25 protein-coding genes are annotated in these 21,633 nt (G+C 41.7%); 24 read left to right on the top strand and 1 reads right to left on the bottom strand.

What is annotated here, in order from left to right; genetic code table 11:
- The first annotated feature begins 5 nt into the window (after positions 1-5).
- Both rpsA and fni read left to right on the top strand, forming a co-directional pair.
- Positions 6-1,157: a 30S ribosomal protein S1 gene (rpsA, locus tag MKZ03_RS10090; RefSeq protein ID WP_034661087.1), complete on the top strand. Its 1,152-nt coding sequence runs from the start codon at positions 6-8 to the stop codon at positions 1,155-1,157.
- A 14-nt stretch (positions 1,158-1,171) separates the two neighbouring features.
- The gene (gene fni, locus MKZ03_RS10085) at positions 1,172-2,239 is read left to right on the top strand and encodes a type 2 isopentenyl-diphosphate Delta-isomerase (protein ID WP_307499840.1); all 1,068 of its coding nucleotides are present in this window, start codon (positions 1,172-1,174) and stop codon (positions 2,237-2,239) included.
- Between the two features lie 53 nt (positions 2,240-2,292).
- Here the strand turns inward: fni and MKZ03_RS10080 are convergent, their stop codons facing one another.
- On the bottom strand, positions 2,293-2,424 hold the full coding sequence (locus MKZ03_RS10080; RefSeq protein WP_066030721.1) for a YpzI family protein: 132 nt from the start codon (positions 2,422-2,424) through the stop codon (positions 2,293-2,295).
- Between the two features lie 120 nt (positions 2,425-2,544).
- Between MKZ03_RS10080 and MKZ03_RS10075 the strand changes: the two genes are divergently transcribed.
- The 22 genes from MKZ03_RS10075 to trpC all read left to right on the top strand — a co-directional run bounded on the left by MKZ03_RS10075 (position 2,545) and on the right by trpC (position 21,629).
- A complete protein-coding gene (locus MKZ03_RS10075) occupies positions 2,545-3,147 on the top strand; it encodes a YphA family membrane protein (RefSeq protein WP_223249886.1) in 603 nt (200 codons plus the stop codon).
- On the top strand, positions 3,144-4,028 hold the full coding sequence (locus MKZ03_RS10070) for a YIEGIA family protein (protein ID WP_034661083.1): 885 nt from the start codon (positions 3,144-3,146) through the stop codon (positions 4,026-4,028). The genes MKZ03_RS10075 and MKZ03_RS10070 overlap by 4 nt, the downstream gene beginning before the upstream one ends.
- Positions 4,029-4,034: 6 nt before the next feature.
- On the top strand, positions 4,035-4,229 hold the full coding sequence (locus MKZ03_RS10065; RefSeq protein ID WP_003215794.1) for a capping complex subunit for YIEGIA: 195 nt from the start codon (positions 4,035-4,037) through the stop codon (positions 4,227-4,229).
- A gap of 159 nt (positions 4,230-4,388) precedes the next feature.
- On the top strand, positions 4,389-5,699 hold the full coding sequence (der, locus tag MKZ03_RS10060) for a ribosome biogenesis GTPase Der (RefSeq protein WP_034661082.1): 1,311 nt from the start codon (positions 4,389-4,391) through the stop codon (positions 5,697-5,699).
- 14 nt (positions 5,700-5,713) lie between these two features.
- Positions 5,714-6,751 carry an NAD(P)H-dependent glycerol-3-phosphate dehydrogenase gene (locus tag MKZ03_RS10055; RefSeq protein WP_034661081.1) on the top strand — a complete coding sequence of 346 codons (1,038 nt, stop codon included), beginning with the start codon at positions 5,714-5,716 and terminating at the stop codon, positions 6,749-6,751.
- Positions 6,752-7,016: 265 nt separating this feature from the next.
- Positions 7,017-7,220: a DUF2768 domain-containing protein gene (locus MKZ03_RS10050; RefSeq protein WP_034318888.1), complete on the top strand. Its 204-nt coding sequence runs from the start codon at positions 7,017-7,019 to the stop codon at positions 7,218-7,220.
- Between the two features lie 18 nt (positions 7,221-7,238).
- The gene (locus tag MKZ03_RS10045) at positions 7,239-7,964 is read left to right on the top strand and encodes a hypothetical protein (RefSeq protein WP_034661080.1); all 726 of its coding nucleotides are present in this window, start codon (positions 7,239-7,241) and stop codon (positions 7,962-7,964) included.
- Between the two features lie 205 nt (positions 7,965-8,169).
- The gene (gene spoIVA, locus MKZ03_RS10040; RefSeq protein WP_008344534.1) at positions 8,170-9,648 is read left to right on the top strand and encodes a stage IV sporulation protein A; all 1,479 of its coding nucleotides are present in this window, start codon (positions 8,170-8,172) and stop codon (positions 9,646-9,648) included.
- Between the two features lie 374 nt (positions 9,649-10,022).
- Positions 10,023-10,301 (top strand): non-specific DNA-binding protein Hbs, encoded by a 279-nt coding sequence (gene hbs / locus MKZ03_RS10035; RefSeq protein ID WP_003215863.1) that lies wholly within the window; start codon positions 10,023-10,025, stop codon positions 10,299-10,301.
- Positions 10,302-10,491: 190 nt separating this feature from the next.
- Positions 10,492-11,061, top strand: coding sequence for a GTP cyclohydrolase I FolE (folE, locus tag MKZ03_RS10030; protein ID WP_034661079.1), 570 nt, complete (start codon positions 10,492-10,494; stop codon positions 11,059-11,061).
- Between the two features lie 24 nt (positions 11,062-11,085).
- Positions 11,086-11,316: a trp RNA-binding attenuation protein MtrB gene (gene mtrB / locus MKZ03_RS10025; protein ID WP_008344541.1), complete on the top strand. Its 231-nt coding sequence runs from the start codon at positions 11,086-11,088 to the stop codon at positions 11,314-11,316.
- Between the two features lie 114 nt (positions 11,317-11,430).
- Positions 11,431-12,198, top strand: coding sequence for a heptaprenyl diphosphate synthase component 1 (locus tag MKZ03_RS10020; protein WP_341031721.1), 768 nt, complete (start codon positions 11,431-11,433; stop codon positions 12,196-12,198).
- Between the two features lie 3 nt (positions 12,199-12,201).
- Positions 12,202-12,906 (top strand): demethylmenaquinone methyltransferase, encoded by a 705-nt coding sequence (locus MKZ03_RS10015; protein WP_034661076.1) that lies wholly within the window; start codon positions 12,202-12,204, stop codon positions 12,904-12,906.
- A gap of 24 nt (positions 12,907-12,930) precedes the next feature.
- A complete protein-coding gene (hepT, locus tag MKZ03_RS10010; protein WP_034661075.1) occupies positions 12,931-13,893 on the top strand; it encodes a heptaprenyl diphosphate synthase component II in 963 nt (320 codons plus the stop codon).
- A 129-nt stretch (positions 13,894-14,022) separates the two neighbouring features.
- Positions 14,023-14,469 (top strand): nucleoside-diphosphate kinase, encoded by a 447-nt coding sequence (ndk, locus tag MKZ03_RS10005; RefSeq protein ID WP_034661072.1) that lies wholly within the window; start codon positions 14,023-14,025, stop codon positions 14,467-14,469.
- A gap of 145 nt (positions 14,470-14,614) precedes the next feature.
- On the top strand, positions 14,615-15,394 hold the full coding sequence (locus MKZ03_RS10000; RefSeq protein WP_341031718.1) for a CheR family methyltransferase: 780 nt from the start codon (positions 14,615-14,617) through the stop codon (positions 15,392-15,394).
- Positions 15,395-15,467: 73 nt separating this feature from the next.
- A complete protein-coding gene (gene aroC, locus MKZ03_RS09995; RefSeq protein WP_060596745.1) occupies positions 15,468-16,640 on the top strand; it encodes a chorismate synthase in 1,173 nt (390 codons plus the stop codon).
- Entirely contained in the window at positions 16,640-17,731 is a 1,092-nt protein-coding gene (gene aroB, locus MKZ03_RS09990) for a 3-dehydroquinate synthase (protein ID WP_341031716.1), read from the top strand. Before aroC ends, aroB begins: the two co-directional genes overlap by 1 nt.
- Complete coding sequence (gene aroH, locus MKZ03_RS09985; protein ID WP_034661065.1) at positions 17,728-18,111, top strand: chorismate mutase; 384 nt, start codon at positions 17,728-17,730, stop codon at positions 18,109-18,111. The genes aroB and aroH overlap by 4 nt, the downstream gene beginning before the upstream one ends.
- A gap of 231 nt (positions 18,112-18,342) precedes the next feature.
- Entirely contained in the window at positions 18,343-19,890 is a 1,548-nt protein-coding gene (gene trpE / locus MKZ03_RS09980; protein ID WP_307499831.1) for an anthranilate synthase component I, read from the top strand.
- Positions 19,862-20,884, top strand: coding sequence for an anthranilate phosphoribosyltransferase (gene trpD, locus MKZ03_RS09975; protein ID WP_307499830.1), 1,023 nt, complete (start codon positions 19,862-19,864; stop codon positions 20,882-20,884). The genes trpE and trpD overlap by 29 nt, the downstream gene beginning before the upstream one ends.
- Entirely contained in the window at positions 20,877-21,629 is a 753-nt protein-coding gene (gene trpC, locus MKZ03_RS09970) for an indole-3-glycerol phosphate synthase TrpC (protein WP_334749532.1), read from the top strand. The genes trpD and trpC overlap by 8 nt, the downstream gene beginning before the upstream one ends.
- Positions 21,630-21,633: the final 4 nt, after the last annotated feature.

Genomic DNA, 21,633 nt, shown 5'->3' with positions numbered 1-21,633 from the left:
TCGAAATGACAGAGGAAATGAATCAAATCGATGTTCAGGTACCAGAGGTTGGAGATGTAGTGAAAGGGATTGTTTCTAAAGTTGAGGACAAGCATGTCAATGTAGATATCGTCAATGTGAAACAGCCTGGGATCATCCCAATCAGTGAATTATCAAGTCTTCACGTTGAAAAAGCATCAGATGTCGTGAAAGATGGCGACGAGTTAGAGCTTAAAGTAACAAAAGTCGAAGACGATGCTTTGATTTTATCGAAACGTGCTGTTGATGCAGACCGCGCTTGGGAAGACCTAGAGAAAAAGTTTGAGACAAAAGAAGTATTTGAAGCTGAAGTAAAAGACGTTGTAAAAGGTGGTCTTGTCGTAGATATTGGTGTGCGTGGATTTATTCCTGCATCTCTTGTAGAAGCGCACTATGTAGAGGACTTCTCAGACTACAAAGGTAAAACACTCTCACTTGTCGTGGTCGAACTTGACCGCGAAAAAAATCGTGTGATTCTCTCGCACCGTGCAGTAGTGGAGCAAGAGCAATTAGACAAAAAGCAAGACTTCCTGCAAAAGCTTGAAGTAGGCAGTGTGATTGATGGTAAAGTGCAGCGCCTTACTGATTTTGGTGCATTTGTAGACATTGGCGGCATTGATGGATTGGTTCACATTTCTCAACTATCCCATGCGCATGTTGAAAAGCCATCTGACGTAGTGGAAGAAGGCCAGGAAGTCCAGGTCAAAGTACTTGCTGTTGATCGTGATAACGAACGTATCTCACTATCTATTAAAGAAACATTACCAGGACCTTGGAGCCAGATTGGCGAAAAGGTAAAACAAGGTGATGTGCTTGAAGGAACTGTTCAACGTCTTGTGAGCTTTGGTGCATTTGTTGAAATTCTGCCAGGCGTCGAAGGACTTGTGCATATTTCCCAAATCTCTCATAAACATATCGGTACACCGCAAGAAGTCCTTGAAGAAGGGCAGACTGTGAAAGTGAAAGTGCTTGATGTGAATGAAGATGAAGAGCGCATTTCATTAAGCATCCGTGATTTAGAAGAAAATCCTGAAAAACAAATCGAAGAGAATTATCGTCAATATCAGGCGAAAGAAGAAAACACAAGCGGATTCCAGCTTGGTGACCTGATCGGCGATAAGCTTAATAAATTAAAATAATTTGGTGATCAAAATTGACGAGAGCAGAAAGAAAGAAGCAGCATATTGAACATGCCTTGTCCACTGGACAGCATGCAGCAACAGGTTTAAAAGATGTTTCCTTCGTTCACGTCGGTCTACCAGATCTTGCGACATCACAAATTGATACACATACGACAATTGGCGGACTGACTTTCGGTTCGCCAATTTTTATCAATGCAATGACTGGCGGGGGCGGAAAGTCGACCTATGAGATCAACCGCTCTTTATCGATCGCAGCGAAGGAAACGAATATTCCGGTGGCAGTTGGATCACAAATGGCTGCACTGAAAGATAAAGAAGAAAGACGTACGTATGAAGTTGTTCGAAAAGTCAATCCGGATGGAATTGTGTTTGCGAACTTAGGCAGTGAAGCAACGATTAAGCAAGCGAAGGAAGCAGTCGAGATGCTGGAGGCCAATATGCTCCAGATTCATTTAAATGTGATCCAAGAGATCGTCATGCCTGAAGGAGACCGTGATTTCAGGGGGGCGCTTGAGCGCATCGCAGCCATCGCTGAATCAGTTGGTGTGCCTGTTGTCGTAAAAGAAGTCGGATTTGGCATGAGCAAGGAAACGGCAAAAAAGTTATTTCATGCTGGAGTTGCGGCCGTTGATGTAGGAGGATTTGGTGGTACGAACTTTTCAAAGATCGAAAATCTTCGCCGCCAAAAAGCGCTTCATTATTTTGACCAGTGGGGGATTCCAACAGCAGCGAGTCTTGCTGAAGTACATACAAGTTTTCCAGATCAAACGGTTTTAGCCTCCGGAGGTATACAAGACGCCCTTGATGTAACAAAATCAATTGCTCTTGGCGCATCCGCTGCTGGTCTAGCTGGCTTTTTCTTAAAATCACTGACTGGCGGAGGGGAGAGCGGCCTCATCGCTGATATCATAGATCTTCAAGAAGATGTGAAGATGATGATGACAGTGCTTGGCGTGAAGACCATTGAAGAACTGAGACAAACCCAGGTTGTCATTTCCGGGGAAACAAGTCATTGGCTCAAAGAAAGAGGCATCGACACAACGTACTATAGTTTAAGATCAAAGAAGAAAAAGGACTAAAATCAAGTTTAGTCCCTAAACATCTAAGGCATGTGGTCATCACATGCCTTTTTTTATTGATTTCTTCTTCGTGCGCTATCTGGACCTTCTAATGCTGTTGCCCCTTTATGATGAATGGATTGATCACGGTCAGATTCCACTCTTTTTGATGCCTTTAAGCGTTTTTCCTGTCTATCTTTTCCCATCATGCATCCCTCCTCAATTATTAGAGTGTCACCTCTTGTTTATTTCATACAATGCCCAAAGCGATCCCTTACGTTTAAAAATTGGGGATTTTCCCATAATGTAATTGAGGTGATGAGACGTTGGAGGCTTTGTACTATTATTGGTCCATATGGTTCGTTTGGATTATGGTGACATTTATTATGGAAAAAAGCTCATGGCGCAGTATGCTAGGCGTTTGTGTCCTCGTCCATATTATATGTAGTCATTTCATGGTATCCATGTTTGATATGAGCCTCAATGCGGGGTACTTGATGACCTTTTTATATGCATGTGCAGGTTTCGTTATATTCCGGTCTGGCCATCAAATGATGAGAATCATGCAATTAGGCTCTATGGTGAGCGCATATGCCTTTTTTATGATTTTTGCATTATATGACCCGGTTTGGTTCACGCTAATAAAAGTGGATTGGGTCGTATTTGCCTTGCTGATCTTGATGTCTTTGACATATGGACATCATTTCACAGAACGAGTCACCCTATGGATGATGTCTGTATGTCTTGGCGAAGCCCTTTATGCGCTGACGATTCACCGCCTGACATCATCGATTGTCATAGGAGATCTCTCTTTTCTGTCCCTTGTTGTTCAAGGGTCCATCTTCCTATTAGGTGTCGATCAGCTTGAAAAGCTCTTGAACGCCCGTTCATCAAGAAAACCAGTAAAAGGGGCTGCAAAATCAACATGACGGATTATACGTTTCCTGTGATTATTGGTGTCATCTTTGGGATGGCGGCCAGACTTTATATGTTAAGAACAGATTACCGGCAATACCCCACGTATATTCATGGACAAGTGATTCATATTGCGCTTGGTTTTATCGCTTCAGGACTTGGTGCGATCATTATGCCTGCACTCATTCAGGAGGAATTTACGGCGATTACCTTTCTCACGCTGGCGGCCACGCAATTCCGAGATGTCCGCAATATGGAAAGAAATACGTTAACTCAAATGGATTCATATGAGCTAGTCTCAAGAGGCAGTACATATATAGAAGGCATTGCCATTGCCTTTGAAAGCCGGAATTATATTGCGATTCTCACGGCACTGATTACTACCACAGCCTGTATTTTCTTCTCGCTCGTTATTGGGACAGTGGTCGGTATTCTTTGTTTTTTCTTGGCAAAGCTATTAATGTCTGGCAGCCAATTAAAGGATATTGTCAATATACAAAAAGGAGAGCTTCGCTTTGATGGGGCAGGGCTTTATGTGAATGATATTTACATCATGAATATCGGACTGCCCGAAAAGCAAAAGCTCATTTTAGAGCATGGGATGGGCTTTATTTTGACGCCGAAAAATTTCAACTCAGCCACAACGATTGCCAATCTTGGGCAGCGGCAAGCCATTTTATTTGATTTATCCAACGTACTTGGGGTGTATCGCGACTCTGGTGAACCATCGCTCTGTCCGCTCGCAAAACGTGATCTAAATAACGGCACACTTGGCGTGTTCATTTTACCGCAATGGTATCGTGAAGATTTGGCTGTCCGTGTATTGGAAGAAGTACCTATTTTAGAAAATGCCATCAGAATGCCGACAGAGTTCATAAAAAAGAAAGTGAGGTAATAGGGCATGGCGAACACCATTGAACAATTTATACTCGCTGTGGCTACAACAAATAAAGAGCGGGTCATGGGCGGAACAGCCGTTTTTTTCTGTGAAAATAAAGAAGAACTCGACATGTACGCCATGAATTTAGAGGCCATTTTAGATGGAATTGCACACGGAATTGGAGAAGATCTTTACTTGATTGTCAAACATTTTTAAGTTATTCATTGTGGTCTGATTAAAAATTGATATAATATATAAGTTGAACCCTTCATGTTTGAAGGGTTTATTTCATAAAACTGAATGAAAATTTTAAATCCCGGTTGAAACATGATGATGAACATATTGAATCGCGGCTGGATTGAAAGGAAGGGTACTATGGGTAAACCTGTCGTAGCCATTGTTGGAAGGCCCAACGTTGGAAAATCTACAATTTTTAATCGAATCGCAGGCGAAAGAATATCGATTGTAGAAGACACACCTGGTGTAACAAGAGATCGAATCTATAGCTCTGCTGAATGGTTAAATTATGACTTTAACTTAATAGATACTGGTGGAATTGATATTGGAGATGAGCCATTTTTAGCGCAAATTCGCCATCAGGCAGAAATCGCAATGGATGAAGCGGATGTCATTATCTTTATGGTGAATGGCCGAGATGGTGTCACATCTGCGGACGAAGAAGTCGCAAAAATTTTATATCGCACGAAAAAGCCAGTTGTACTTGCTGTCAATAAACTGGACAACCCTGAAATGAGAAGTGACGTGTATGACTTTTATGCACTAGGGTTTGGCGAACCGTATCCGATTTCTGGAACGCACGGATTAGGTCTAGGTGATCTGCTTGATGCTGTCGCAGAACACTTCAAAAACTTACCGGATACACAGTATGCGGAAGAAGTTGTTCAGTTCTGCTTAATTGGCCGCCCGAATGTAGGGAAATCTTCTTTAGTGAATGCAATGCTTGGAGAAGACCGGGTCATTGTGAGCAACATCGCTGGTACGACAAGAGATGCTGTGGATACGATGTTTACGTACAATCAGCGTGACTTTGTCATTGTCGATACAGCAGGTATGAGGAAAAAAGGAAAAGTATATGAAACAACAGAGAAATACAGTGTGCTTCGTGCATTAAAAGCCATTGATCGTTCTGATGTTGTCGCTGTTGTTCTAGACGGTGAAGAAGGCATTATTGAGCAGGATAAACGTATTGCAGGCTATGCACACGAAGCTGGTAAAGCTGTTGTGATCGTTGTGAACAAATGGGACGCTGTTGAAAAAGATGAGCGTACAATGAAGGAATTTGAGCAAAACATTCGCGAGCATTTTCAATTCCTGGATTATGCACCTGTCTTGTTTATGTCTGCTCTCACGAAAAAGAGAATTCATACGTTAATGCCATCCATTATTACAGCTAGTGAAAATCATGCGATGCGCGTTCAAACGAATATTTTGAACGATATCATCATGGATGCAGTGGCAATGAATCCAACACCGACTCATAATGGACAGCGTCTGAAAATTTACTATGCGACACAGGTGGCTATTAAGCCTCCGTCCTTTGTGGTGTTTGTAAATGATCCAGAGCTTATGCACTTTTCTTATGAACGTTTCCTAGAAAACCGCATTCGAGATGCATTTGGTTTTGAAGGAACACCGATTAAAATATTTGCGAGAGCGAGAAAATAAAAAGGGTGAGCAGGATGAAGAAAATTTCAGTACTTGGAGCAGGCAGCTGGGGAACAGCTCTTGCGCTTGTATTAGCTGATAATCATCATGATGTACACATGTGGGGACATAGACAAGAGCTTATTGATCAAATCAATGAGAAACATGAAAATCATGATTACTTGCCTAATGTCGAACTGCCAGCGTCTATTCAGGCGACGACAGATATGAAGCAGGCGTTAGAGGGGACAGACGCTATTATTGTCGCTGTGCCAACAAAGGCCATTCGCGAAGTATTAAAGCAGGCAAATGAGCTGATCACATCGAAAGTGCCGTTTGTCCATGTAAGTAAAGGGATTGAACCAGATACACTTCTTAGAATTTCTCAAATGATTGAACAAGAAGTACCTGCTGAGAAAAGAGAAGCTGTTGTTGTCTTATCAGGGCCGAGCCATGCCGAAGAAGTAGGCTTGCGTCATCCGACAACTGTCACTGTCTCATCAGAAAATATTGAAGCGGCTCAATTTGTTCAAGATTTGTTCATGAACAACAACTTTAGAGTATACACAAACCCTGATGTGATTGGTGTAGAAATAGGCGGAGCACTGAAAAATATCATTGCTCTTGCGGCAGGGATCACAGACGGACTTGGATATGGTGACAATGCGAAAGCGGCGCTCATCACTAGAGGACTCGCTGAAATCGCACGTCTTGGTACGAAAATGGGAGGAAATCCTCTGACATTTGCCGGATTAACAGGCGTGGGAGATTTGATCGTGACATGTACAAGTGTTCATTCGCGTAACTGGCGCTGCGGAAATCTGCTTGGTAAAGGGTATAAGCTTGAAGAAGTGCTTGAAAAAATGGGGATGGTTGTTGAAGGCGTCCGTACAACAAAAGGCGCTTATCAGCTCTCCAAAGAATACAAGGTCAGCATGCCGATTACAGAGGCGCTTTACCACGTCTTATTTGAAGGGAAAAAGGTCGACGATGCTGTAGAATCATTGATGGCACGTGTGAAAACACATGAAATGGAAGACCTTGTGAACATGTTTGAAAACCAAACAAAATAAATGGAAGACTGAACTTAGGCATGTAGAGGATGCAAGAAGGGGAAGACTTGCATAACATAGCAATGAAGTTTGAATAGAGCTTTGCCTCTACAGAATGAGGAAAAATAGTCGATTTAATGACTGAAGCAGAGTCCCCCTCTTTGCTTCAGTTTTTTATGCGCTTTTTTCTGAATGATTGGAAAAATGATTGATATTTACCTTATTTTTGGTTTAGAATGAAATATAAACGCTTACAATTTGTTCGTTTTGAAGGGGGACAGGCACGATGAGTTTTGCTTTAATCAAGATGTGGTTTGCGCTTGGTTCCATGGGGCTCATGTTTTTAGCCGTAGTAACCATTTATTTCAGTCGATTTAAGCTGAAAAGCCGGTTTCTTAAAATAACAGCCTCGACCGTCGCATACAGCTTGATGCTTATATCAGGTATCATTGTGTTTTTAGTTGTATTTAGCGGGCCGGTCAATGAATAAAGAAAAAGGAAGAATGTGATGATCAAAGCAAAAGTCAGTGTCACGTTGTTAGCACTTATTTTACTAACAGGATGTCTGTATCCAGAAAATCGCAAAACTGAAAACCGTGTGCCATATGAAGAACAGCTGCAAAGCGTTCAGACAGCGATTGAGGAATTTCAAAAAGCAACAAATGGCCTTTTGCCGATTGAAACGAAAGAAGCAGATACGCCGGTTTATCAGAAGTACGTCATCGACTTTAAGCGCTTGTCACCAAGATATTTACACGATGTACCGTCTACATCTTTTGAAGGCGGGGGAGAATATATGTATGTCCTCACAGACGTCGAAAAAAAACCAACGGTGAAACTGCTTGATGTCAAAATGACGCAAACCATCAGTGAATTACGGCTTAGAATCAAAATATATCAAGATGAACATACATATCCGCCATATGGCAAAGTAGTATCAAGCAATTTATATACGTTAAATGAAAAAAAGCTAGGCTTAAAATCGCCGCCTACGGTCATGAGTCCGGTGACGGGGAATTCCCTCCCGTTACTGATTTCATCAAATGGCGAAATCTATGTGGACTACCGCAGTGATTTTGCTCATATTTTGAAGAATACGAAACAAAAGCTCAAACCAGGTGAAAACATTCAAGATGTCTATTGGCAGGAAACCCCGTTTGTACCCGCGTTTTCTGTCCCATATACCATCAACAAAAAAGGTGAGCCTGACTTTTTAGAAAAAAAGACGTCATAAACAAGAATGAACCTTTTTCCTCTGCATATAAATGAGGAGAAAGGTTTTTTTATGGCTAAACATACTCTCAAAACAAAAAAGGTGTCATATTCAAATAGGACAACGTCATACACATATATTGTCCAGACACCTTTCAAGCACAGTTTGATTGAAGAATAGAGTATTTTATTTGAAAACGAGGATAGCAAGTCCGGGAGGGGATCACTTGGAAAAAGTCGATATTTTCAAGGATATCGCTGAACGAACAGGAGGCGATATATATTTAGGAGTCGTTGGCGCTGTTCGTACAGGGAAATCTACGTTTATTAAAAAGTTTATGGAGCTCGTGGTGCTCCCGAATATCAATAATGAGGCAGATCGTGCAAGAGCACAGGATGAATTGCCGCAAAGTGCAGCAGGAAAAACCATTATGACCACTGAGCCAAAATTTGTACCGAATCAAGCGGCATCGATCCATGTGAGTGACGGTCTTGATGTCAACATCAGGCTTGTTGATTGTGTCGGATACACAGTCCCTGGTGCGCGCGGGTATGAAGATGAAAATGGTCCAAGAATGATCAACACGCCGTGGTATGAAGAGCCAATCCCGTTCCATGAAGCAGCGGAAATTGGCACACGCAAGGTCATTCAAGAGCATTCAACCATCGGTGTTGTGATTACAACAGATGGTTCCATTGGAGAAATCCCAAGACATGATTATATTGAGTCTGAAGAACGTGTGATTGATGAGCTCAAAGAGGTTGGAAAGCCGTTTATTATGGTGATCAACTCTGTGAGGCCATATCACCCTGAAACAGAAGCGCTGCGGCAGGAACTCAGCCAAAAATATGATATTCCAGTACTCGCCATGAGTGTAGAAAGTATGAGAGAGCAAGACGTCCTTAGTGTGCTTCGTGAAGCATTATATGAATTCCCAGTCCTAGAGGTGAATGTGAACTTGCCAAGCTGGGTCATGGTGCTGAAAGAAGATCATTGGCTGAGAGAAAGTTATCAGGATTCAGTGAAGGAAACCGTAAAGGATATTAAAAGATTAAGAGATGTTGACCGTGTCGTTGGTCAATTCAGCGAATTTGACTTTATTGAAAGAGCGGGCTTAGCAGGGATTGAAATGGGTCAGGGGATTGCGGAGATTGACCTGTACGCCCCAGATGATCTATATGATCATATTCTAAAAGAAGTGGTTGGTGTGGAAATTAGAGGGAAAGACCATCTTCTAGAGCTCATGCAAGATTTTGCGCATGCGAAGACAGAATATGATCAAGTATCAGACGCATTAAAAATGGTGAAGCAGACGGGATACGGGATTGCGGCCCCGGCCTTGTCAGATATGAGTTTAGATGAGCCAGAAATCATTAGGCAGGGCTCGAGATTCGGCGTGAGATTAAAGGCGGTTGCGCCATCTATTCATATGATTAAGGTAGATGTAGAGAGTGAATTTGCACCGATTATTGGAACAGAGAAACAAAGTGAAGAGCTCGTCCGCTACTTAATGCAAGACTTTGAAGATGATCCGCTTTCGATTTGGAATTCTGATATATTTGGGCGCTCACTCAGCTCCCTTGTCAGAGAAGGTATTCAAGCAAAGCTGTCGCTGATGCCAGAAAATGCAAGATATAAGCTGAAAGAAACGCTTGAAAGAATTATCAACGAAGGATCAGGCGGTTTGATCGCCATTATTCTATAGCATGTGAGACCTCTCATTGACAGGGGTCTTTTTTTGCGTATTGAATGAGTCATAAAAAGACAATTGTATAAAGATTAGTCAGATTCAGGCTGAAATTAGGAATATTCGTTCGTAAAAGTGCCCTTAATCCTTGACGAATAAGGATTCTTCCCTTTAAAATGCTTGATATGGTATTTCATATGTGTTAATCTACTTACAGAAAATCTTCACTTTGTTGGACAAACATTCCTTCAAAGAGTTGTTTTCTAATGAATAGCCATGTATAACGCTTTCTAGACGCTCTTTTTTTCGAAAAAAGTGTATAGAAAGAAGATGAATTGTGAAGAAATGATAACAATCTACTGAATGCATATTTTTGGGAGGAGGTGAAAGGCATGAACAAGACAGAACTTATTAACGCGGTTGCTGAAGCAAGCGAGTTATCTAAAAAAGACGCGACAAAAGCAGTTGATTCTGTTTTTGATACAATTTTAGATGCACTTAAAAATGGTGACAAAATCCAACTTATCGGTTTTGGTAACTTTGAAGTACGTGAGCGTTCAGCTCGTAAAGGACGTAACCCACAAACTGGTGCAGAGATCGAAATCCCTGCAAGCAAAGTACCTGCTTTCAAACCAGGTAAAGCACTTAAAGACGCGGTGGCAGGTAAATAATCGTTATGTGTAATGATCCTATTGCAGGAGTTATACATATAAAGTTTCACACTGGTCTAGAAAAGCCCCTTTCATAAGGGGCTTTTCCTTTTGAATCAAAAGGTTCGTTTAGAACGCTCTCCTTTGCTTTTAGGATCTGAAGTGTGCTAGAATCTGATTGAAATGTAATCGCCTTTGGAGGATATAATACATGAGTGAAATAAATAAAGAACTAATCGAACACGCAGTACGCGATATATTAAAAGCCATCGGAGAAGATCCAGATCGTGAAGGACTTCTTGATACCCCAAAACGAGTAGCAAAAATGTATGAAGAAGTGTTCTCGGGATTAAATGAAGATCCAAAAGAACATTTTAAAACCATTTTTGGTGAAGACCACGAAGAACTCGTTCTTGTAAAAGATATTGCTTTCCATTCAATGTGTGAACATCACCTTGTACCTTTTTACGGAAAAGCCCATGTCGCTTATATTCCGCGCGGCGGAAAAGTAACGGGACTTAGCAAACTTGCAAGAGCTGTAGAGGCTGTTGCCAAACGCCCGCAGCTTCAGGAACGCATTACATCAACCATTGCAGATAGTATGGTGGAAACACTCAATCCGCATGGCGTGATGATTGTCGTTGAAGCAGAGCATATGTGTATGACGATGCGCGGAGTGAAAAAGCCAGGTGCTAAAACCGTGACATCAGCAGTACGCGGTACATTTGCAAATGATACGGCGGCAAGAGCAGAAGTGCTTTCCTTTATTAAAAACGACTAATTCAATAGATGGAAGGTGAACAGATTGAGTGAAAATAAAGCATCTGATTTTGTAGTGATTAAAGCCATTGATAATGGTGTAAATGTCATCGGCTTAACTAGAGGCTCTGATACAAGATTTCACCATTCCGAAAAGCTCGATAAAGGTGAAGTCATCATTGCACAATTTACTGAGCATACGTCAGCGATCAAAGTAAGAGGCGATGCTGTCATTCAAACGAGCTTCGGTGAAATTCAAAGCGAAGCAAAGAAATAAGCACTTGAATGCACTTGATAGCATAAAAGTGAGAGCTGATATGGTATAATAAATCTCTATACAATGTGCAGGGCTACATATGAAACTGTAATTTTTGGGACAAGGGTGATATCTTTGCAAGACATCTACGGAATTTTATCTAATCTAAATATAAAATTAAATAAAAAGCTTTCTCATCCTTATTTGGCGAAGCATTTACGTGCGCCACTCATCGATGAAGATAAGCTCCTTCTTTTTCATGCAATGTTTGATGAAGCTCAAATTGATGCAGAGAAAAAAGAAAATTATATTTTAACGGCGATGCTTGTACAAATTGCCCTTGATACCCATGACGAAGTCACAACTGCTGCAGCCATCAAACAAGACGAATTCAAAAATCGTCAGCTGACCATCCTAGCAGGAGACTATTTCAGCGGTCTCTATTATTCTCTTCTCTCTGACATGAAAGACATCTACATGATTCGCACGCTCGCAACGGCGATCAAAGAGATCAATGAACATAAAATTAGACTGTATGATCGATCCATTCAAGATGCAGCGCACTTTTACAAAAGTGTAGCAACTGTTGAGTCTGCGTTATTCCAAAGGGTTTCTGAGCATTTTCAATTAACGCATTGGAATGAGATTGCAAGTCGTTTCCTTGTTTATAAGCGTTTCATGAAACAAGCAGAAGATGACAAACATTTAAAACTTTTTTTGAACGATAGCTATACGGACGCCTATACATGTTTTGACAACTTTGAGAAGGAAGGCTATGAAAAGGCCAAACGACCGATCAAGGAGTATCTTGTTTCATCTCCGGTCGTTCAAAAAGAGCTATTAAATCGCTTGGATCATATGAAAAATGAGCCTGCGTACCATCAGAAAGTGGAAGAAGGGTAAGTCATGCAGCAATCAAAAGAACAGCGAGTACACGGTGTATTTGAAAAAATTTATAAAAATTATGATCAAATGAACTCTGTCATCAGCTTTAAGCAGCATAAAAAATGGCGCGATAAAACAATGAAACTCATGAATGTTCAAAAAGGAGCCAAAGCATTGGATGTATGCTGCGGAACAGCCGATTGGACCATTGCGCTGGCTGATGCTGTAGGCGAAAAAGGCGAAGTCAAAGGCCTTGATTTTAGTAAAAATATGCTGAGTGTTGGAGAAACGAAGGTGAAAACTGGGGGCTATAATCAAATTGAACTGCTTCACGGCAATGCGATGGAGCTTCCTTTTGAGGATAACACATTTGATTATGTCACGATCGGTTTTGGCCTACGAAACGTCCCTGATTACTTAACGGTGCTAAAGGAAATGACAAGAGTCGTGAAGCCTGGTGGAATGGTTGTCTGTCTTGAGACATCACAGCCTGAAATGATTGGGTTTAAACAAGGCTACTATGTCTATTTCAAATACATCATGCCGCTCTTTGGTAAACTGTTTGCCAAAAGCTATCAGGAGTATTCATGGCTTCAAGAATCAGCCAAAGCGTTCCCTGGCATGAAAGAACTGGCGGCTCTTTTCGAAGAGGCGGGTCTGTCTGATGTCTCGTATCATCCATTTACAGGCGGTGTAGCAGCAACACATATCGGAAAGAAGCTTTGAATAAACGATATTTGGGTGAAAATAATGAAACTAAAAGCAATGATCTCTTTTTTAAATCATGATATCGATATTATTGAAAAAGAGCTTGAACAAACAGTTCGCTCTGATTATGCATTATTAAGTGAAGCAGGTCTTCATTTGCTGCAAGCGGGCGGAAAACGAATCCGCCCCGTTTTTGTTCTCCTTTCAGGCATGTTTGGCGACTATGACATTAATAAAATTAAATATGTTGCCGTTGCTCTTGAGCTGATTCATATGGCATCGCTCGTTCATGATGATGTCATTGATGATGCTGAGCTGAGAAGAGGCAAGCCAACGATTAAGGCAAAATGGGACAATCGAATTGCCATGTACACAGGAGATTATATGTTTGCAAGATCGCTTGAGTATATGACAAAGATCAATCACCCAATGGCGCATGAAATTTTGTCAAAGATGGTCGTCGAGCTCTGTCTTGGTGAAATCGAGCAAGTGAAAGACAAATACAATATGGATCAAAACCTGCGTACATACTTAAGAAGAATCAAACGAAAAACAGCCTTGCTCATTGCAGGCAGCTGCCAGTTAGGTGCGATAGCAGCAGGTACAGATGAGAAAACACATAAAGCCCTTTACTGGTTTGGCTATTATGTCGGTATGTCCTATCAGATCATTGATGATGTGCTTGATTTCACATCAACTGAAGAAGAGCTTGGTAAGCCTGTTGGGGGAGACCTTTTACAAGGAAATGTCACACTCCCGGTCTTATATGCACTGAAGAACCAGGCACTCGAAGGCCAATTAAAGCTGATTAATAGTGAAACAACGGAAATGCAGCTGAAGCCTGTGATTGAACATCTCAAACAAACAGATGCGATCGACCGCTCGATTCGAGTGAGTGAAATGTATTTGAAGAAGGCATTTGAACAGCTGGACAAACTTCCTCGAGGACGAGCGAAAACGTCACTTGCCTCCATTGCCAAATATATTGGAAAACGAAAATTCTAATCAACATGTTGTTGATTGGTTTTTTTGTGAAATTTTTTGTCAAAAATTGATTGTTATAAAAAAAAATGATACGATCACTTTGTAACAATGTAAGCCTATACATACATAACGACGGGGTGGAGAACGTATATGGACAAAACATTTCTTATGGTCAAACCTGATGGTGTGGAAAGACAATTAATCGGTGAAATTGTGTCAAGATTCGAAAAAAAGGGGCTTCAGCTTGTTGGTGCAAAACTAATGAGTATTCCAAAAGAAGTAGCAGAAACACATTACGGAGAGCATAAAGAAAAACCATTTTTCGGGGAATTGGTTGACTTTATTACGTCAGGACCAGTATTTGCAATGGTATGGCAAGGTGAACAGGTAGTAGATGTAACAAGACAGATTATCGGCAAAACAAACCCGAAGGAAGCGCTTCCAGGCACAATAAGAGGAGACTATGGATTGACGGTTGGAAAAAACATTATCCATGGCTCAGACTCACCAGAAAGTGCTGAAAGAGAAATCAACTTATTCTTCAAACAAGAAGAACTCACAAGCTGGGATCAAACCATCTCAAGCTGGATTTATTAAGGTTCAAGCCAAGGTGTTCATCAAATGAGCACCTTGGCTTTTTTTATATGAATATTTCTACACGAAATTTCGCATGAGAAGATACAAATTTTCGATAAAAACAGCTATACTAGGACAAAGATAGATGAGACAGGAGAGGACTTTGATGGATCAATATCAAGTATTTGTAGGAAAATGGAAAAAACTAACCGGGGTGGATCTGAATTTATATAAAGAAGCACAAATGAAACGAAGATTAACGTCACTTTATGATAAAAAAGGATATAGAGATTTTGAAGCATTCGCGGCTGCCCTTGAAAAGGATAGAGCACTATTAGATGAGACGATGGATCGAATGACGATCAATGTGTCAGAATTTTACCGAAACTATCAGCGCTGGGAAGTGCTTGACCAAAAAATTCTTCCGCTGCTTTCGAAAAACAGCGGCACCCTAAAAATATGGAGTGCAGCATGTTCGACAGGAGAGGAGCCGTATACACTCTCAATGCTTCTATCAAGCCATCCGCTTGTGAAGGACTTCCAAATTATCGCAACTGATATTGATGATAAAGTTCTGCAATCAGCTCAAAAAGGACGATATCATGAACGATCATTGCAAGAGGTACCAGATCAAATCAAGCAAAAATATTTCACAAAAGAAGATTCTTCATTTTACACTGTGAAGGATGAGGTGCGAAAGCATATTCAATTTAAGAAGCACAACCTTTTAGCAGATCCTTATGAAAAACAGCTTGATCTTATCGTGTGCCGAAATGTCCTCATTTACTTTACAGAAGAGGCAAAAGAAGAGATTTACTTGAAAATGAGCAGCAGTTTAAAACCAAATGGCGTATTATTTGTGGGTTCTACTGAACAAATTTTTCACCCAGAAAAGTTTGGACTGACATCTGCTGATACTTTCTTTTATCAAAAGAAGGGGTTGTAGCTGACTTTTTAGTAGTAAGTGTGTTATCATATTTTTACTTAAAAGCGTTAATGCGATGAAGGGAGATCAAGTCATGAGATACTTAACAGCAGGTGAATCACATGGTCCACAATTGACCACAATTATTGAAGGCGTTCCAGCGGGACTTTACATAGAGCAGGATGACATCAATTATGAATTGGCTAGAAGACAAAAAGGTCACGGCCGCGGGCGAAGAATGCAGATTGAAAAAGACCAAGCGAAAGTGTTAAGTGGTGTTCGCCACGGGAAAACATTAGGTTCTCCTATTGCGCTTGTCGTTGAAAACAACGACTGGAAGCATTGGACAAAGGTGATGGGGGCAGAGCCGATCACAGAAGAAGAAGAGAGTGAAATGAAGCGTCAAATTTCACGCCCTAGACCAGGACATGCGGATTTAAATGGTGCGATTAAATATGGACATCGTGATATGCGAAACGTATTAGAGCGTTCATCAGCCCGCGAGACAACCGTTCGCGTAGCAGCAGGCGCAGTCGCCAAACAAATCTTGGCTCATCTAGGAATCAAGGTAGCTGGCCACGTTCTTGAAATTGGCGGAGTGAAAGCAGCTCATACGACATATAAATCGATTGAAGATTTGCAAAAGGTAACGGAAGAGTCGCCTGTTCGCTGCTACGACAGTGAAGCAGGTCAAAAAATGATGGATGCCATTGATGAAGCGAAGAAAAACGGTGATTCAATTGGCGGAATTGTTGAAGTCATCGTTGAAGGAATGCCGGTTGGAGTCGGAAGCTATGTTCACTATGACCGCAAATTAGACAGCAAGCTTGCAGGTGCTGTTCTGAGTATCAACGCTTTTAAAGGGGTTGAATTCGGTATCGGCTTCGAGGCGGCTTCTAAAAATGGCAGTGAGGTCCATGATGAAATCATCTGGGATGAAGAAAAGGGCTATACGAGAAAAACAAATCGCTTAGGCGGTCTTGAAGGCGGAATGTCAACTGGTATGCCAATTGTCGTAAGAGGGGTCATGAAACCAATACCAACGCTTTATAAACCGCTTCAAAGCGTTGACATTGAAACAAAAGAACCTTTCTCCGCAAGTATTGAACGTTCTGACAGCTGTGCTGTTCCTGCCGCAAGTGTTGTCGCAGAAGCAGTCGTGGCTTGGGAAATTGCCAATGCTGTTGTTGAGCAGTTTGGTCTTGATCAAATCGACCGCATTAAAGAAAATGTTGAAAAAATGCGCCAGCTTCAGAGGGAATTTTAATGAAAACACTGGAAGTTAAGACGTCTTCAGCCACTTATCCTGTATACATCGGTGATGGGATTAAACGCAATATCGTCGACTTGATGACTTCCACGGGGCATTCCTATACGAAGCTCCTAATCGTTACAGATACAGCTGTTGATGCCATTTACGGTGATGAAATGGTTCGATTACTTAAGCAGAAGTGGTCTGTGCATAAAGTGGTTGTGCCAAGCGGAGAGCAGTCGAAATCTTTTGCTGAGTTTGAGCATATTCATACGAAGGCCATTCAGTTTCAGCTGGATCGCTCCTCGTGCATCATTGCGCTGGGAGGAGGCGTAATTGGGGATTTGGCTGGCTTTGTTGCTGCTAGTTATATGAGAGGCATTGATTTTATGCAAGTTCCGACGACGCTGCTGGCACATGACAGTGCAGTTGGCGGGAAAACAGGGATTAACCACCCGCTCGGTAAAAATTTAATCGGTGCATTTCATCAGCCGAAAGCTGTGATCTATGATACGAGTATGCTTGAGACACTATCTCAAATTGAATTGAGGTCAGGCTTTGCTGAGGTCATCAAACATGCCCTCATTTCAAGTGAAGACTTTTTATCAGAACTGATGTCCATTCGTTCTTTGGCGGAATGTTCAAAGAGCGAGCTGGCACATATGCTGTATCAAGGGATTCAAGTCAAAGCGTCGATTGTTCAAAAAGACGAAAGAGAACAAGGCGTGCGTGCATTTTTGAATTTAGGTCATACACTTGGGCACGCCATTGAAGCAGAGTATGGATACGGCGTTATCACGCACGGAGATGCTATTGCAATCGGCATGCAGTTTGCGCTATATGTGAGCGAAAAGAAGCTGGGACTCAGCCTCAATCGGATGGAACTAAAAAATTGGATGAAAGAACTCGGATTCCCGGTACAAGTCACTCAAAACATTTCCACGAAAACATTTGTTGACCGAATGATTGGTGATAAAAAGGCAAGAGGCGGAACCGTTCAATTTGTTTTATTAAAACAGGTTGGAGACGCTGTCTTGCAGTCTTTCACAAAAGATGAGCTGCATCACTGGCTCGAAGAATGGAAACGGGAGGAGGGATGTCTATGATGTTTCGCGGGATACGTGGGGCTACAACTGTGACAGAAGATACAGAAACAGAAGTGTTAAACAAAACGAAACAGCTGCTAGAAGCGATTATTTCAAGAAATCAAGTAGATCCAGAACGTGTCGTGCAGATCTTAATTTCAGCTACACAAGATATTCACTCCGTTTTTCCGGCAAAAGCCCTTCGTCAGTTTGAAGGATGGACGTATGTGCCTGTTACTTGTATGCAGGAGCTGGACATTCAAGGCGGTCTAAAGCATTGCATTCGCGTTTTAATGACGGTCCAAACAGACACAAAGCAGGAAGATGTGCAGCATGTGTACTTGGAAGAAGCTGTGACGCTTCGCCCGGATTTACAGTTGACAAAAAACAAGGAATTATAATACGATATGAACAGCCGAAGTTTACACACAGGTGTAAACGGCATTGCAAGCTTAGAGAAGATGAGAATGAGACTAGGGTAGTTGAGATGAGTAGAGTTGAGCAGAGATACGATACGTCTATTTCATCATACTGCCTAAAAGAGCAACCCTCTTTTAGGCTTATTTCGTATACTCATACAAACCCTCTATATGTCCCCTCATTCTCCTTAATCCCATTTAAGGAGTGTGCTTATGAATTCCCAAACAAACCTGACCCAATTTTTAAGGGACAGCGAGTCCCACAAAACAATCCCGATTGTTGAAACCATTACAGTTGATACGCTCTCACCGATTCAAATTGTCGAAAAACTCAAGCAAGATATTGTGTATCTGCTAGAAAGCAGAGACGAGTCTTCTAGCTGGTCGAGATATTCCTTCATCGGATTACATCCTTTTTTAACCTTACATGATGACCAAAACCAATATATTGCACGTGACGCTGCAGGGCAGGAAGTCATGAAAAAGCAAGAACTGAAAGACTTACTAGACTGGATGAAAGAGCAATACCAAATCAAGACACCAGGTGTTGACATCCCATTTACAGGCGGGGCAGTTGGGTACTTAAGTTACGATCTTATTCCAAGCATTGAACCTTCTGTCAGGCCACACCTAAGCGCATCAACGACAGACAATTGTACTCTATTTGTCTGCCAAACGATGATTGCCTTTGATCATGAAACGAATCATGTTCATTTTATCCAATACACCCAGCTGACCGGAAATGAAACAGAAGACGAAAAAATACGAGCTTACAAAGAAAATCAAAAGCGGCTTGAACAGATGATTCACAAGCTCCATACAAAGATTGATATGAAAGAACTGATTTTATCAGGGAATATGAACGAATCACCGTCCTTTGAACATGTGACGTCAACCTATGAAAAAGCGCAATTTTTAAAGGACGTAGAAAAAATCAAAGAATACATTCGAGCAGGTGATATTTTTCAAGGCGTCCTCTCACAGCGCTTTGATATCCCAGTGTCAGTGAGTTCATTTGAATTATACCGCGTGCTTCGCATTGTGAATCCATCTCCATACATGTATTTTATGAAATTAAAAGACCGCGATTTAGTCGGAAGCTCGCCAGAACGATTAATCCATGCCAAAAATGGGCACTTAGAAATTCACCCCATTGCAGGCACAAGAAAACGAGGAACAACAAAAGAAGAGGACGCTGCGCTTGCAAGAGAGCTGCTAGAGGATGAGAAAGAAAAAGCAGAACATTACATGTTAGTAGATCTAGCCAGAAATGATGTCGGCCGCGTAGCAGAATACGGCAGTGTGTCTGTACCGACCTTTACAAAAGTTGTGAACTTTTCACATGTCATGCACATCATCTCCATTGTGACAGGGAAGCTAAAGCAGGATACACATCCAGTCGATGCGCTCATGTCCGCTTTTCCTGCAGGCACATTAACAGGGGCACCGAAAATAAGAGCGATGCAATTATTAAATGAAATGGAGCCTGAGCCAAGGGAAACGTATGGCGGCTGTATTGCCTATATTGGGTTCGACGGCAATATCGACTCTTGTATTACCATTCGCACCATGAGCATCAAAGATCAGACCGCTTCCATACAAGCAGGCGCTGGCATTGTCGCAGATTCTGTTCCAGAAAATGAATGGGAAGAGACATGTAACAAGGCAGGAGCGCTTCTGAAGGCCATTCAGCTTGCTGAACATATTTTCTCAGAAAAGGAGAGTGTGCAGGATGAATCAGCGACTTTCAGCTCTTGTTAACGGAGGCTTCCTATCAGAAAATGAAGCCCATAGGCTAATGCATGATATGATGAGCGGATCTTTAACAGATGCTGAAGTCGCTGCAAGTCTATCGATTTTAGCGCACAGAGGAGAAACCGCTGAAGAAATGACAGGCTTCGTGAGGGCCATGCGGCAAAAGGCAGCACCAGCGGAAAGATCGCTCGATGTCGTTGACACATGCGGTACAGGAGGCGATGGACTCTCTACATTTAATATATCAACTGCAGCTGCCATTGTGGCTTCCGCCGCTGGTGCTAAAATCGCAAAACACGGAAATCGTTCAGTCTCTTCTAAAAGCGGAAGTGCCGACGTGCTAGAGTGTCTTGGCATTCACATTCAATCCACTCCAGAAGAAACGAGAAGACAAATACAAGACAAAAACATGGGCTTTTTATTTGCACCACTGTACCATTCATCGATGAAACAAGTAGCAGTAGTCCGCAAGCAGCTCGGCTTCCGGACGGTATTTAATCTATTAGGACCGCTTTGCCACCCGATGCAAGCCAAAAAGCAAATCATCGGTGTGTACTCAAAGGAAAAGGCAAAATTAATGGCGAAAGCCCTTGCCCCATTAGAGCCAGAACATGTCCTGTTTGTGAGCGGGGAAGACGGGCTGGATGAATTAACGATTACAGCAAATTCATATGTGATTGAACTCAAAAAAGGTACCATGACAGAATATACGCTAAACCCGGAAGACTTTGGACTGGAAAAAGGAACCTTATCAGATATTCAGGTCCAATCACCGGAAGAGAGCGCAAAATTGATTCAGAATATATTGAATCATCAAACAGGAGGGGCGCCGCTTCATATTACAGCTCTGAATGCCGGGGCGGCTTTATATGTCGCAGGCAAGTCAGAAAGCCTCATGGCAGGAACATTAAAAGCGTTAGAAACGATTAAAAACGGCACAGCCAAAGAACAATTGGCTCGTTTAAAACAAAAAAAGAAAGAGGAAGAGATCTATGCTTAATCAAATCATTGCACGCAAAAAAGAACATATTCAAACGTTGCAGTTACCTGTGGATGGAGACTTTGAAAGACGATCATTTAAAGAAGCACTCATGAACCCTCACCGCTCGATTGGTCTAATTGCTGAGGTGAAAAAGGCATCTCCTTCCAAAGGAATCATTCAGCCGAATTTTGATCCTCTGCAAACAGCAAAAGCATACGAAAAATCGAATGCTGATTGCTTATCTGTCTTAACAGATGAACCATTTTTTCAAGGGAAGAACGAGTATCTTTCCTTAATTAAAGAACACGTCGCACGTCCAATTTTAAGAAAAGACTTTATCATCGACTCCATACAGATAGAAGAGTCAAGACGTATCGGTGCAGATGCAATTTTATTAATTGGAGAAGTACTTGAACCGCAACAGCTGCATGAGCTCTATGCTGAAGCGAAGGAAAAAGGACTAGATATTCTTGTCGAAGTTCATGCAGCAGATACACTGGAAAATATCTTAAACATATTCACCCCTGAAATCATTGGAGTGAATAACCGAAATTTAAAGACATTTAAAACAACAGTTGAACAAACAAAAGAGATTGCACCACTTGTTCCAAAGGATGTCTTACTAGTGAGTGAAAGCGGTATTCAGACATATGATGATCTGACCTTTGTCAAAAAACATGGAGCGAGTGCTGTCCTTGTAGGTGAATCATTAATGAGAGAACCATCACAAGAAAAAGCCGTTCAGACGTTATTTGGAGAATGAGGAA

Source organism: Bacillus sp. FSL R5-0431, from assembly GCF_038002985.1.
Classification (GTDB): domain Bacteria; phylum Bacillota; class Bacilli; order Bacillales; family Bacillaceae; genus Bacillus.
Note: the sequence above shows the minus strand (reverse complement) of the source record. Positions and strands in the feature narration are given on the sequence as shown.